The organism is Alkalihalobacillus sp. TS-13, from assembly GCF_019720915.1.
Classification (GTDB): Bacteria; Bacillota; Bacilli; order Bacillales; family Fictibacillaceae; genus Pseudalkalibacillus.
This window is the reverse complement of record NZ_JAHKSI010000005.1, coordinates 137382-151292: the sequence shown is the minus strand read 5'-3', so window position 1 is coordinate 151292 and position 13911 is coordinate 137382. Positions and strand designations below refer to the sequence as shown.

Here is a 13911-nt window from a genome sequence, read left to right as displayed (position 1 = left end):
CTGTGGGAAAAATGGAGAAAGGAGGTAACGTTGCGATGATGCCATCTTTATTTATCGCTCATGGAGCACCTCTACTGGCGATTGAAAATAATGCGTACACTCAGTTTTTGCAAGAAGTAGGTGCGACGATGTCAAAGCCGAAAGCTATAGTGTTGTTTTCAGCACACTGGGAATCATCCATTCAAAAAGTGAGTAAGGTAGATAAGTTTGAGACGATATATGACTTCGGTGGATTTCCTGAAGCGTTATATCGCATCAAATATCCCGCTAAAGGAAGTGAGGATGTAACACAGGAAATCATAGAATCGTTGGCAAGAAGAGGAGTTCCTTTTGAAGTTGAGGAAGAACGAGGGTTGGATCATGGAGCTTGGGTTGTCCTTAAGATACTTTATCCTGATGCAGATATTCCCGTCATCTCTATGTCTGTAAACCCACGCCTTACACCTGAACAACAATATGAAATCGGTAAGTCTCTATCACAATTAAGAGAAAAAGATATTTTGATCATCGCGAGTGGAGGTACGGTCCATAATCTCCGGGCATTAAAGATGACGAGCGATGATGGCTCTGTGGATCAATGGGCGCTTGATTTTGATGAGTGGATTGAACGTCATCTGAAAAATTGGAACCTGGAATCACTGTTCAACTACACCTCGTTAGCCCCCGCCGCCCATTCCGCTGTACCACCTTATGGGAAAGAACACTTTATCCCACTTTTTTATGCAATGGGTGCGGCAGATCACGAGAAAAGTGCGAAATTATTACATCGAAGTTATCGGTATGGAAACCTTAGTCACAGTGTGTGGCAATTCGGAGAACCAAAATAGTTTCGTAAAAAAATGGAGGGATGAAATAATGGAAAATAAATATGAAGTGAGTAGTTTGATTTTGAGGGTCTTCTTAGGATTGACATTCTTCATTCATGGGCTGGCGAAATTTCAAGGCGGGATTGATAATACAGTCGGTTGGTTCGACAGCATCGGACTTCCTGGATTTCTTGCTTATGGTGTCGCATTATTAGAACTTGTTGGTGGAATCGCATTAGTCCTTGGGTTATTCAGCCGAGTTATTTCTGTCTTATTTGCTCTATTGATGGTCGGAGCGATCTTTAAAGTGAAATTGGCTGCAGGTTTTTTAGGAAATGGCCAGATGGCTGGGTATGAATTAGATCTAGCACTCTTAGCTATGGCAGTGGCAATTGCAATCAATCACTCCAAAGCTTACTCACTTGATCAATTCATATTCAAAGGGAAAGAGACTGAAAACACGAGATCGTTGAATTGAATCGCCAAAATGATAACCATGTAAAAGAAAGGAACGGGTATTTAGAGCCCGTTCCTTATTTCAACTTATAAACGCGTGCTTCTTATGGTTTTAAAGTGAATTCCTTGATTTCATCGTTCTGTACTTCATAATTGTCTGATCAGAAGTTCTTTTTGATTGAATGAGAGGTTTTCTGGGTAGCTTGAAGATTAGCTTGTCCTCACTGAGGTTAGTCACAACATACAGCTTTTCACCCCGAACGTTCGTGTATAAGCATAGATCTGCTCATCATCCTCAAAGCCTGACTCGCTTTTCACGCAGGACTGTCGCGAATTTCTTTCAAAGAATTATTCTTTAACTGCACCAGAAGTCAGTCCTGAAACGATCCTACGTTGGAATAAGAGGACCATGATGACTAACGGTACTGTAACAACGACTGTCGCTGCAGATATTTCACCCCATGGAATCGTGAATTGTCCCTGGAACATCGCAATCCCTACTGGTACTGTTTTAAATTTTTCCTGTGTATTTAAAACAAGAGCGAACAAGAACTCGTTCCATGCAGCAATGAAGACGAGGATCGCTGTTGTGAATATTCCTGGAATCGCCAGTGGCAGAATGACTCTCCAGTACGTCTGCATGATCGATGCCCCATCGATTTTCGCCGCTTCTTCCAGATCGAACGGAATTTTACGGAAGAAGGTTACGAGAATCCAAATCGAAAGAGGCAATGTGATCGTCGTATACGGAATGATCAATCCGATATAACTATTCGTCAGCCCCAGGTTCTTCAAAATAATATAGATCGGCGAGATTGTCGCGATCTGAGGAAACATCGACACAGATAGCACAAGCCCGAGTATGACCGTTTTGCCTCTGAACTTCATCCGAGCAATCGCATAAGCCGCAAAAGATGCGATGAAGACCGTATAGATCGTTGTCGCTCCAGAAACAATCAAACTATTTTTCAAGTAGGTCAAGAACGGATGGTTCACGAATACGGATCGATAGTTTTCAAACGTCGGATCTGAAGTAAAAGGAATGAATGCCTTCTCTCCAAACAATTCAGATACAGGCTTCAATGAACTGATCAGAATCCATAAGAACGGGAACATGACAAGGAAAATAAAAACAAATAAACCTACATAAAACATTGGTCCGGCTTTCTTCTGCATTCAACTCACCCTCTCCTTTTCCTTATTTTTTATCATCTAATAGGTCTCTGCCTAATAAAGAGATGTAAATCATCGAGATGATCGCTACACAAATGAAGACGACGACAGATAGTGCAGAACCTTCTCCGAAGTTTGATTGAGCAATCATCACTTTATAGGCAAGCAAGGATATGGTTTCTGTTGAATTCGCAGGCCCTCCGCCGGTCAATACGAAAATTAGATCGAACACTCGGAAAGCATCGAGTGTGCGGAATAACAACGCAACTAAAATACTGGTTTTCAATAAAGGAAGTGTAATCGTAATGAATTGTTTCCATTTATTCGCCCCATCGATGGCTGCTGCTTCATACATGCTTTTGGGTATCGTCTGTAAACCAGCAAGCAGTAATAAAGCCATATATGGAGTCGTTTTCCATACATCCGCGAAAATGACAGAGAACATAGCGCCGGTATCAGTAGTAAGAAGTGTAGCCATCCGGTCGATGAGTCCGATTTCTTGAAATATCTTGGCGACGATTCCATTCTGACCATCATAGAGGAACTTCCACATCAAAGCGGCTACTACTGTAGGAATTGCCCACGGGATAAGGATGGATGCACGGACCAGTCCTCTTCCAAAAAAGGCCTTATTGATCAGCAACGCAATCATCAGACCAATCACTAATTCAATTGCTACGGATACGACTGTGAAGACGACTGTATTCCATATCGACATCCACATTCTCTTGTCTGTCAAATTTTTGGCATAATGATCGAATCCGATGAAATTAGGTTTTATGACCGAATCAGCTAGTGCATTGCTCAATCCTTTGACAGTCTTCGGGTCCTCCAGTTCATCAAGACCGTTCACTTTCTCCTTGATATCATTGAGCGTTGCTTGTATGTCTTCAGCACGTTCTTTTTCAACCTCGACAAGCTTCTCCTTGGAACCGACCTTTTCAAATTTCATCAATTTTTCATCGATGATTTCATAACGTTCTTTGATTTCTTCATCCTCTAATAATGATGAATCAAGCGTTGATAAGTCTTGTTTCACAGAATTTAGTGTTTCTTCGTTTCCTCCGCTAGCGTTATCTAATTCTTTATCAATCGCACCCTCCAAAAGAAAATAGTTATCCAAATAACGGTGCAGATCGATCATATGGCTCGTATGAACCTCTGATTTAGTCGGATTGTTCAGCCTCATATCAAACAATGAAAAATAAAAGGATTGGATAACCGGCCATATTGCAATAACGAGAATCAAAAGTAGTGAAGGAGCAATTAATAAGTATGCAACGGAGCTTTCAGAAAGTTTTTTTCGTTTCTTCTTAGTACTATCACTCAATCCATCTTCACACCTTTCAAATGATAGAAGCTGACCCCATCGTGTCTTACTCTGGGGCATTTCGACACAACCCCGAGTGACATATGTTAGAGCCAGCCCTATCTGATTTTCGTTATTTCATGGCACTCTCAATTTTTGATTGCATTGCTTTAGCAGCTTCTTCTGGTGTACTTTGTCCTGCGATGGCTTTAGAGACTTCAATCTGAATGATTTCTGAAATCTCAGGATAATTTGCGACGACTGGACGAGATACAGCAGATTCAAGAGCGTTTACGAATCCTTCTTCTTTAAAGAATGGATTTGCTTCCAGGACTTCTTCATCCTCATATAAAGAAGAAATCGTTGGGGCTTTACCTCCATGGATCGCTTGAATTTTCTGTCCTTCAGGTCCAGTCATGAATTTCATGAACTCCCATGCTTCTTCTGGATGCTCCGAATAAGCACTAATTGCCGTCATCCATCCACCTAAGGCTGCAGCTGTTCCAGCATCACCTTCCGGAAGTGGTGCGACTCCGACTTTATCAACAATTTTAGATTGTTCTTCGTCATTCGCCAACGCATATTGGTAAGGCCAGTTACGGATGAAAGGAGATTCACCTTCAATGAATGAGGTGTGGGACTCAGGCTCCGTGAAGTTAGTAATGTTTTCAGGAACGATCTCTGAGTTCGCTATTTCAACCATCTTCGTAAGTCCTTTGATTGATTCCTCACTGTCTATAACTACTTCACCGTTTTCATTGACAATTGCTCCCCCATAGCTAGCAATGAACTCAACAGCATTACATACTAACCCTTCGTATTGCTTTCCTTGCATAAGGTAACCGAATTTCGTACCATCTTGACCTTGTAGCTCGCCAGCTTTGGTCATCAATTCATCCCAGGTTTTAGGTGGTTCTTCAACCATATCCTTACGATAGAAAAGCATACCAGCGTCAATGTATTTAGGCATCGCCCATTGTCTTCCTTCAAAGTTCGCAGCACTCACCGCACCTTCGTTGTAAGTGTCCATATCAATTTTGTCTTTTTTGATAAAACGATCTAACGGCATGACATACCCAGCTTGTGCAAATTCAGCCGGCCATATGACATCTAAGTCCAAAACATCAATTTCACTGGATTTCCCGTTGAGTGCTGTAACATAGGCATTGTGTTGAGCACCAGTATCCGAAGGCATTTCCCGAAATTCAACCTTGATATTCGGATGTTCTTTTTCAAATGCTTCTATGACTTTTTCAGTACCTTTTGTTGCATCCTGACCACTTGCATAAACGATCGTCACTTTTTCACCATCTGATTTGTTTTCACCTTCGTCACCGCTGCTGCCATCCTCGCCATTTGAGCTGCAGGCAGCAAGGATTAGGCTTAGAGCAAGTAAAAGTGAAAAAAGGCTTGTCCATTTTAATTTTTTCATTAGAGATCCTCCCCTTAAACTTTTTTGAAATTGGAATCGATTTCACAAACTGTAAAGGAAACTTGGCAAAGCCAAGCCTTTGGAGCAGGCTGAGTTTTAGTTGCGCTTATATTGATGAAAGTATTCTATACTTTCTTTAAATGTAAAAAAATAAATCAAGCGAAAATCTACATTATTCGTATTGTTTTACGTCGACTCTCGAATAATAAGTTCAAATGGTAATTCAACACGATTGGAACTGAATTTTTCCGATGATTGGATCTGTTCGACCATCAATTCCATTGCTGTTCTTCCTAACTGATGAACAGGCTGTTTGACTGTTGTGAGTCCCATCAATTCAGCAATTGGTTGGTCATCGAATCCGATGACTGCGAGATTTTCTGGGATCCGGTAACCGTTTTTCCTGGCTTCGAATATCAATCCCGAAGCAACTTCATCACTTCCTGTAAAAACAGCTGTCGGTCTATTTTTTAGATTGTGGAGCCGATAGAATAATCGTTTACCGCCTTCAATCGTAAATTGATCGGTGTACATCCATTCCGGATCAATTGAAATGCCAGCCTGCTGCATAGCTTTTATGTAGCCTTCTTGTCTGCCTTTTGATACCCGGCTGCCACCTGGCTCTGAACTGCAGTAAACAATTGCTTTATGCCCACGATCAAGTAAATGCTTTGTACCGATATAGCCTCCCATCACCTGGTCTAGATGTGCCATGGGAACTTTAGCATCATAATCATATTCATTACAGAGGACGATCGGTCCGTAGGATAGATAATTTTCAATTTCAGACCAGGGATTTTCCATTGACGTGAGGATCAACCCATCAATCTGCTTTCCTCGGAGCAATTGCAGATAATTTAATTCTTGTTGCTTGTTATATCTGGTTTGACAGAATAAGAGTTGAAATCCTTTTTCTGCAGCGACCTCTTCTATTGTTTCAACGAGCTGGCTGAAAAACGGATTCGTCAGGCGTGGCACATACACTGCAATCGTCTCGGTTTTTTGCTTCCTCAATTTCTGGGCACTGGAATTCGGTACATACTGTAACTCCCTCATCGCCTTTTCTACGAGTCTCTTCTTTTCCTCCCTGACATAAGGATGTTGATTGATCACTCTGGAGACAGTTGTACGCGATAATCCGGCACGCTTCGCTACATCCGATATCGTGGCCATTCAAATCTCCTACGTATAGGATTCCCCCTCCTTCCAAAACTTGTATATACATGAAATCGTTTTCATAATTGATTATATTGAAAAGTCTGAATAATTACAAGACTTTTTTCGACTAAATTTTTCTTGGTGCCTGGCACCCTTTCAAACCCCTTAGTATCACTGGATTTCTGATCGGTGCCAGGCACACTTTTGAAAGCGTTGGTATTACAGGACTTCTAATGGGTGCCAGGCACCCTTTCAAACCCCTTAGTATCACTGGATTTTTGAGCGGTGCCTGGCACCATCTGAAAACCGTTGGGGCTCAAGGGGGAAATTGTCGTGCCAGGCACCGGATGTTAAATTCAAACATTAAAACGAAAAAAACGAACATAAGTGTTGACATTTGTGTTCGTTTTTAACATAATTGATAGTAATTCATGATAAAAATGAACAAACCAGTAAAGGAATGAACACAATGTCCCCATCACAGCGAAGGGAAAAAATCATTTCCCATGTGAACGAAACTGGAAAAGTTGATATTGAACAGTTAAGTGAAATGTTCAAAGTTTCTCAAATGACTATTCGAAGGGATCTTGTTCAATTAGAACAGGATGGGAAATTGATCAGAACCCATGGTGGAGCTGTTTCCCCTCGCTCCCTTACCCTTGAAACACCATATTTAAATAAGGAAACAAAAAATGTAATTGAAAAGAGAAACATTTCAAAGAAGGCTGTGGAATTCATCCCTAATGAAGCAAGTATTTTGCTTGATTCAGGGACAACCACCCTAGAATTGGCACGACAATTAGTAAACCGAAAGGACCTCACGATCATCACGAATGATATAAAAATTGCGAGCGAGCTTGTTGACTCATCATTAAAAGTGATCGTGACCGGAGGAGACCTGCAAAACAATGTAGGAGCATTATTCGGAGCTCAAACCCAAGAATTCTTAAGAGGGATCCACGTCGATATGTTTTTCCTTGGTGCCCATGCGATAGACATTCAGGCAGGGGTTACAGCACCCACCTTAGAAAAAGCACTGGTCAAAAAGCTGATGATGGAAGCTGCTGAAGAAACTTGGCTGCTGGCGGATTCGAGCAAAATAAACCATAAAGCCTTCAGTAAAGTAAGTTCTTTAGCTGATCTGAATGGCTTCATCACAGATAACCGAGGTAATAAAGAAGATTACGCACTCATTGAGCAGCAAGTAAAGACCTATCAGATAGAAAGTGAGGGGCATTGATATGATTGGAGTTATTGCAGATGATCTGACCGGCGCTAATGCAACAGGAGTCAGATTGACAAAGCAAGGGTTCAAAACAGCTACGGTGGTCCGGGACGCCCCTTTGCCTGAAAAAAATCGATATGATGCGATTTGTATTGATACAGATAGTCGATATTCTCCGGTCAATGTTTGCCAGCAACGTGTTAAGACGGCAATCAATAAATTTAAAGAGCAAGATGTCTCGATCTTTTGTAAGAGAATAGATAGTACAGTCAGGGGGCATTTCGGTTATGAAATTGAAGCAATGCTTGATGAGCTCGGAGATGAATCCATCGCGATCGTCTGTCCTTCCTTTCCTAAATCAGGGCGCGTGACCACAGGGGGATACTTGCTTGTCGAAGGCGTACCCTTACAAGAAACAGATGTGGCAAGGGATCCTATCAAACCTTTAACTGAATCATACGTTCCAAATATCATTCAATCCCAGAGCATATACCCTGTAGAACACATTCCATTATCAACCGTTCTGGAAGGGGCTGAATCGATCGCAACAAAGATCAAAAATCTCAGCGAAAATGGAATAAGGATCATTTCCATCGATGCTGTTACGGATGAAGAAATCGATGAGATCGCAAAAGCGATGATTTCTATAGGCAACAAGCAGTTCATCCCTTGTGATCCCGGACCACTCACTGCCTCCTATTGCCGTGATTATATCCAGCAACAAGTAAATCCAAGCAAGATCCTTGTAACAGTAGGGAGTGCAACTGCGATGACAGGAAGGCAACTTGATTACCTGTACTCCAAAACACAAATTACACCGATTATTGTAGACGCTGAAAAACTAGCGACGTTCAACGGAAGATGGGAAGAAGAGATTCAACGATCCGTTAAAGAAGCACTTAAGATGGTACAAACAAATGACCTCATTGTACTCACAACCTACTATCCTGGTGCAAAACGGGTGAACTTGAAAGAAAAAGCTCTTGTTGAAAAGTCTTCCGAGGATGCCCTGGCCAAACGGATAACAGATGGACTTGCGAAAATTTCAAGAAAACTGATCGAACAATCGCCCTATAAAATTGAAGGTTGTTTTTCAAGCGGGGGAGATGTAACAGCTTCTATTTGTGCCATTAGTGGAGCATCCGGTATACACCTGGATGATGAAGTCATACCTTTAGCAGCTTATGGACAGTTCATTGGTGGACATTTTGATGGCATTTCCGTGGTAACAAAAGGCGGCCTTGTCGGTGACAAAAAAGCCATTTATGATTGCGTGCAACTTTTAAAAAATAAACTTTCCCAATACAGAAAGGAGAAAAATGTATGACAACACATATTGTAAGACCAATCATCGCTATTCCTATGGGGGATCCTGCTGGTATCGGACCTGAAATCACTGTTGGTGCTTTAAGTAAGGAAGAGATTTATGAACAGTCCCGCCCAATTGTAATCGGCCATTCTGAAGTTTTGGAAAAAGCAATCGGGATCATGGATGTAAACCTTTCTATAAATAAAGTGGAATCACCAGAAGAAGGAAAATATGAGTTTGGAACAATCGATGTCATCCATCTTCCGAACTTGAAAGTAGATGAACTGAAATTCGGAGAAGTACAAGCTCAATGTGGTCAGGCTGCGTTCGATTACATCGAGAAAACCGTTGAACTTACGAATGCAGGTGACGTTCATGTCATGGCAACGACTCCGATCAATAAAGAATCATTGAAAGCTGCTGAGGTGCCATATATCGGTCATACAGAAATGCTCGCTGCTCTTACAAATACAGATGACCCATTAACGATGTTTGAAGTCCGTAATATGAGGATCTTCTTCTTAACACGCCATCTTAGTGTCAAAGATGCCATTGATCAAATGACAAAAGAACGTGTCCGTGATTACTTGAATCGATGTGATAAAGCACTTCAGCGTTTAGGAGTTGAAAAGCGCAAATTTGCTGTAGCAGGTTTGAACCCACATGCTGGCGAAGGCGGTTTGTTCGGACGTGAAGAAATTGATGAATTGACCCCTGGAATTGAACTTGCAATACAAGATGGAATCGATGCTGTTGGACCGGTTCCGGCAGATTCCGTTTTCCATCATGCGTTAAATGGAAAATTCGATGCCGTGCTTTCCCTTTATCACGACCAAGGGCATATCGCTGCGAAAATGACTGACTTTGAAAGAACCATTTCAATTACGAACGGTCTTCCATTCCTGAGAACCTCAGTTGACCATGGGACAGCATTTGATATAGCTGGCAAAGGTATTGCAAGTACCGTCAGTATGGAAGAGTGTATCAAGTTGGCAGCAAAATACGCATCCAGGTTTACACGAAAAATATATAATAACAGCTATTAATCGATAGGAGGCAATAAAATGGAAGCATCTGGAGCACAAATGATTTTAGGATTAGTCCTTGGAGTATTCTTGCTGATTTTCCTAGTTTTACGTACAAAAATCCATGCCTTTCTAGCATTGATCATAGCAGCATCCATAACTGGTATCGTCGGGGGTATGAAAGCCCCTGACGTGGTCAATGCCATCACCACTGGCTTTGGCACTACCCTCGGTTCCATCGGTATTGTCATCGGTTTCGGTGTCATGATGGGACGAATCTTAGAAGTTTCAGGGGCAGCGGAAAGGCTAGCCTATAGTTTTATTAAATGGTTAGGAAAGCGAAAAGAAGAATGGGCGATGGCTGTGACAGGGTATGTCGTTTCCATACCTATCTTTGTAGACTCTGCTTTCGTTATTTTAGCCCCTCTTGCGAAAGCGCTATCAAAAAAGACTGGTAAATCTGTGGTGGCATTAGGTGTTGCACTTGGTGTCGGTCTAGCCGTCACACACCATGCTGTCCCCCCTACTCCTGGACCGTTAGGCGTTGCTGGAATCTTCGGTGTTGATGTTGGATGGATGATCCTAACCGGTTTGATTTTTGCGGTTCCTCTAATTATCGTTGGAGTGTATTACGCAAAGTGGATCGGCAAAAAAATCTACCAGCTTCCAGATGAAGATGGACTCGGGTTTGTAAGACCTGATATGCCACAAACGTTAGAAGAGTATTATGAAATGCAAGAGAATAAAAACTTACCGTCCTTATTACGATCATCATTACCGATTTTGGTTCCCATCATTTTGATCTTCTTGAATACAACGGTTGCAGCGATAGGACTAGAAGGTGGAATCTATAACATCATCACATTCCTTGGTGCTCCTATTATTGCAGTCGGGATTGGCCTTATCTTCGCAATCTATGGATTATACAATGATGTGAAACAATCGACTGCAATTGACCGCATGGAAGAAGGAATAAAAGATGCCGGTATCATTTTACTTGTCACTGGTGCGGGTGGAGCTTTAGGAAATGTATTGAGAGAAAGCGGTGCCGGAGATTATATCGCTGAACAAATCGCGCAAACGAACCTCCCAGCGATTTTGCTGCCATTCGTCATCGCCAGCATTGTCCGCTTGATTCAAGGAAGTGGTACCGTTGCGATGATTACGGGAGCATCCATCTCAGCACCGATATTAGCTGGCCTGGATGTTAACATGGTACTGGCTGCCCAGGCTGCGACGCTTGGTGCAATGGTGTTCTCTTATTTCAATGATAGCTTATTCTGGGTTGTGAACCGTATGTTAGGAATTAAAAATGTGAAAGAACAGATCCTCACATGGTCCATTCCTACTACCATCGTTTGGGCAGCATCACTCGTATTGTTACTGGTTGCAAACCTAATTGTAGGTTAATCATAGAATAATAGTTTGGCTTTGTTATACTTTATTGTTAATTTTTACGAAATTCACTCCCTTTCCGCGGGCTGACGAAAAGCGGAAGCGACCCGCTTAGTCACACAGGTCACTGGAAAACAGACGAGGAGGCTATTGCCGCCGCAGGAAGTTTGAAGTGATCCAAGTGACTGGGCGCTGAGCTAGACAGCACCTCCATGGGTCTCGCCTGGCTCGCTTTTCCCGCAGGAGTGTCACAAATTTCGATTCAATCAATGTCAATCAATATTCAACATCATTATTTAACAAAACCAAAAGTATAATAGAATCGTTTAAGGGACTGACCAAATTGAAAAGAGTCAGTCCCTTTGTTTATCGGTGCCCCTAACAACGTTTCAAACACCTTGGTATCACTGAGATGCCAGGTAGTCTTTCAAAAGCCTTGTTTGAACTTCAATTTGGCACCTGGCATCCCCTCCTATTTCATAAGTTCAGTTTTGTACGGACCAGCGGTGTTAGTTCGCTTTCATACAACACCCAGAGTTGGTGAAGAGCTCTTGTACAACCGACATATAACAGTTTTGCATCCTCATCGTTGAATTGGTAATTGATTGGATCTGTATCGAGCATCAGCACAGCATCGAATTCTAGTCCTTTCGTTAGATAGACCGGGATGACGGAGATTCCTCCTTGATAGCCTGTCTGGTCTGCTGTAATCAAAGATACCTCTATCCCTTTCTCATTCAACTTCTCATGAACTTCCGTACAATTCTTAGCTGTCCTTCCCACAAGAGCAATACTGTGGGCTCCTGAACTTTGTATTCGTTCCAAAATCGATAGAACTTTTTCCATTCGCTCAGTCTTATTCACCTTTATCTCCCTGACCGGTTCACCGCTTCGGAAAACAGGCTTCGCAAGCCCGCTTGTATTGCGCATGTTTTGTAAAATCCGGTTGGCATATTCGATGATCTCCAATGTAGATCGGTAACTCCTCTCCATTTGGACATATTTCATTTTGCCTTCTCCGAATACATCGATAAACTCTTGCCATTTTTCAATCCCTCTATAGGAATGGATTCCCTGTGAGACATCACCGAGAATTGTAAACGAATCCTCCCGTACATTCGATTTCAACACTTCGATATGAAAAGGTGAGAAATCCTGGGCCTCATCAATGACCAAATGCTGATAGATGAACTGTTTATCCATACCAAATAGTGTTTGGTGGATCCAAATGAGTGCGGGTAAGTCTTCTGCACTAACTTCCCTTTTATTCATCCGCTTTCTTGTATCTGCAATGATTTCAGCAGGTAGATAGTCTTGAAGAGGACGAGCGAAATCTTGTATCCTCGTTTTCTTGTAAAGTTCTTTATAAAATGTGAAAGCACTGTAATCTGGCCAGGCTTTCATATAAGCTTTAATTTGTTTATCCGCTGTTTTCTTTCGTTCTTTCCGTTCATGAGGCAGCATCTCATCTACTTGTTGCTTCGACCATGATTTCAACCGTTTCAATATCCGGTTCCTGCGCATAGCAATCGGAAAATGCTTCTGTTCCTCATTCCATTTTTTTATGAAGGATGTTGACAAAACACAACCATCCCAGAGCTCCAAATCTGAATCCGGAATCATTTTCTTCTTAAAATCATCCAGTGCTTCCTCGATCACAGCTTTATAAGCCAGTGACCCTTTTAATCTTCCTGATTCCCGGGTCATGATGGCACCTTTTGACCTGCTGGAGAAAATACTTTCCAAATCATCCCTACCATCAGAAACCGTTACCTGTTCTACCAGGACCTCTACCGCCCATTCATTGAATGTAGTCTGTTGGATCCCCCCCACCCCTAGTTCCGGTAGGACATTTGAGATATAGTCCAGAAACATTCGGTTTGGCGCGAATATGATCATCTGATTCGCACTGAGATGATCTCTGTAATGGTATAACAGATAGGCTAGACGATGAAGTGCCACTGTCGTTTTTCCAGACCCTGCAACCCCCTGGATAATAAGCGGTTGGCTCTTTTCAGCTCGAATGATATCATTTTGCTCGGCCTGAATTGTAGAAACGATATCACGTAACCGATTGTCTTTCCGATCACCTAAACGGTACAGTAAAAATTCATCTGTCCCACCAGCTTCTGTACTGCCTTTTACATAGGTATCGACAACACGTTGGAGCTTCTGTTTACGTATGACCGCATTCCGTTTCAGATGGATATCCCCTTCAATCTTGCCTTCTGGCGATATATAGTAGATTTCCTCTTCTCCCCCACTATACGAATAAAAAAGGCTGGCCACAGGAGCACGCCAGTCTATAACCATAAGATCGTTCGACGCTTCCTTCGAAACACCAACCTTTCCTATGTAGATTTCATCTAGTTGGTCTTTTCCTCCTACATTGAAGTCGAGTCGTCCGAAAAAGGGCTCCTCCTCCGCTATCCGAAGGTTCTTTCGAGCTTGTTCCCGTCGCTCATCGAGAGCCTGCTCCGTAATATCCTCTCCGAAATACCTGGGGACTTTCTCCAACTTCTTTTTCTGACTTTCGATCTCTGCAGCTATTTTTTCGAGTTGCTGCTTCTCCACATCAAAGGCACTTTGAATCTTATTTTTCATGTTCAGTTACCTCCTTAGA

Annotated in this window: 11 protein-coding genes; 6 read left to right on the top strand and 5 right to left on the bottom strand. The window is 42.2% G+C overall.

Annotation, left to right across the window (positions count from 1 at the left end; genetic code table 11):
* Positions 1–35 precede the first annotated feature (35 nt).
* Entirely contained in the window at positions 36–827 is a 792-nt protein-coding gene (locus tag KOL94_RS22440; RefSeq protein WP_221568895.1) for a dioxygenase family protein, read from the top strand.
* Positions 828–855: 28 nt separating this feature from the next.
* On the top strand, positions 856–1284 hold the full coding sequence (locus KOL94_RS22435; RefSeq protein ID WP_221568894.1) for a DoxX family protein: 429 nt from the start codon (positions 856–858) through the stop codon (positions 1282–1284).
* Between the two features lie 326 nt (positions 1285–1610).
* Here the strand turns inward: KOL94_RS22435 and KOL94_RS22430 are convergent, their stop codons facing one another.
* The 4 genes from KOL94_RS22430 to KOL94_RS22415 all read right to left on the bottom strand — a co-directional run bounded on the left by KOL94_RS22430 (position 1611) and on the right by KOL94_RS22415 (position 6349).
* Complete coding sequence (locus KOL94_RS22430; protein ID WP_221568893.1) at positions 1611–2438, bottom strand: carbohydrate ABC transporter permease; 828 nt, start codon at positions 2436–2438, stop codon at positions 1611–1613.
* 22 nt (positions 2439–2460) lie between these two features.
* Positions 2461–3825 carry a carbohydrate ABC transporter permease gene (locus KOL94_RS22425; RefSeq protein WP_221568892.1) on the bottom strand — a complete coding sequence of 455 codons (1365 nt, stop codon included), beginning with the start codon at positions 3823–3825 and terminating at the stop codon, positions 2461–2463.
* A gap of 52 nt (positions 3826–3877) precedes the next feature.
* Complete coding sequence (locus KOL94_RS22420; protein WP_221568891.1) at positions 3878–5176, bottom strand: ABC transporter substrate-binding protein; 1299 nt, start codon at positions 5174–5176, stop codon at positions 3878–3880.
* A gap of 186 nt (positions 5177–5362) precedes the next feature.
* The gene (locus KOL94_RS22415; protein ID WP_221568890.1) at positions 5363–6349 is read right to left on the bottom strand and encodes a LacI family DNA-binding transcriptional regulator; all 987 of its coding nucleotides are present in this window, start codon (positions 6347–6349) and stop codon (positions 5363–5365) included.
* Between the two features lie 445 nt (positions 6350–6794).
* Between KOL94_RS22415 and KOL94_RS22410 the strand changes: the two genes are divergently transcribed.
* From KOL94_RS22410 to KOL94_RS22395, 4 genes are read left to right on the top strand one after another with little or no spacing between them, the layout of a single operon-like run.
* The gene (locus KOL94_RS22410) at positions 6795–7574 is read left to right on the top strand and encodes a DeoR/GlpR family DNA-binding transcription regulator (protein WP_311775217.1); all 780 of its coding nucleotides are present in this window, start codon (positions 6795–6797) and stop codon (positions 7572–7574) included.
* A gap of 1 nt (position 7575) precedes the next feature.
* Entirely contained in the window at positions 7576–8886 is a 1311-nt protein-coding gene (locus KOL94_RS22405; protein ID WP_221568889.1) for a four-carbon acid sugar kinase family protein, read from the top strand.
* Complete coding sequence (gene pdxA / locus KOL94_RS22400) at positions 8883–9914, top strand: 4-hydroxythreonine-4-phosphate dehydrogenase PdxA (protein ID WP_221568888.1); 1032 nt, start codon at positions 8883–8885, stop codon at positions 9912–9914. The genes KOL94_RS22405 and pdxA overlap by 4 nt, the downstream gene beginning before the upstream one ends.
* Positions 9915–9932: 18 nt before the next feature.
* Positions 9933–11303 carry a GntP family permease gene (locus KOL94_RS22395; RefSeq protein ID WP_221568887.1) on the top strand — a complete coding sequence of 457 codons (1371 nt, stop codon included), beginning with the start codon at positions 9933–9935 and terminating at the stop codon, positions 11301–11303.
* Positions 11304–11765: 462 nt separating this feature from the next.
* Here KOL94_RS22395 and KOL94_RS22390 read toward each other — a convergent pair whose 3' ends face one another.
* Positions 11766–13880: a HelD family protein gene (locus KOL94_RS22390; RefSeq protein WP_221568923.1), complete on the bottom strand. Its 2115-nt coding sequence runs from the start codon at positions 13878–13880 to the stop codon at positions 11766–11768.
* Positions 13881–13911 lie beyond the last annotated feature (31 nt).

Bases quoted from the DNA above. Each gene is read 5' to 3' on its own strand.
- KOL94_RS22440 (WP_221568895.1), top strand. From the start codon at position 36: ATGATGCCATCTTTATTTATCGCTCATGGAGCACCTCTACTGGCGATT.
- KOL94_RS22435 (WP_221568894.1), top strand. From the start codon at position 856: ATGGAAAATAAATATGAAGTGAGTAGTTTGATTTTGAGGGTCTTCTTA.
- KOL94_RS22430 (WP_221568893.1), bottom strand. From the start codon at position 2,438: ATGCAGAAGAAAGCCGGACCAATGTTTTATGTAGGTTTATTTGTTTTT.
- KOL94_RS22425 (WP_221568892.1), bottom strand. From the start codon at position 3,825: ATGCCCCAGAGTAAGACACGATGGGGTCAGCTTCTATCATTTGAAAGG.
- KOL94_RS22420 (WP_221568891.1), bottom strand. From the start codon at position 5,176: ATGAAAAAATTAAAATGGACAAGCCTTTTTTCACTTTTACTTGCTCTA.
- KOL94_RS22415 (WP_221568890.1), bottom strand. From the start codon at position 6,349: ATGGCCACGATATCGGATGTAGCGAAGCGTGCCGGATTATCGCGTACA.
- KOL94_RS22410 (WP_311775217.1), top strand. From the start codon at position 6,795: ATGAACACAATGTCCCCATCACAGCGAAGGGAAAAAATCATTTCCCAT.
- KOL94_RS22405 (WP_221568889.1), top strand. From the start codon at position 7,576: ATGATTGGAGTTATTGCAGATGATCTGACCGGCGCTAATGCAACAGGA.
- pdxA (WP_221568888.1), top strand. From the start codon at position 8,883: ATGACAACACATATTGTAAGACCAATCATCGCTATTCCTATGGGGGAT.
- KOL94_RS22395 (WP_221568887.1), top strand. From the start codon at position 9,933: ATGGAAGCATCTGGAGCACAAATGATTTTAGGATTAGTCCTTGGAGTA.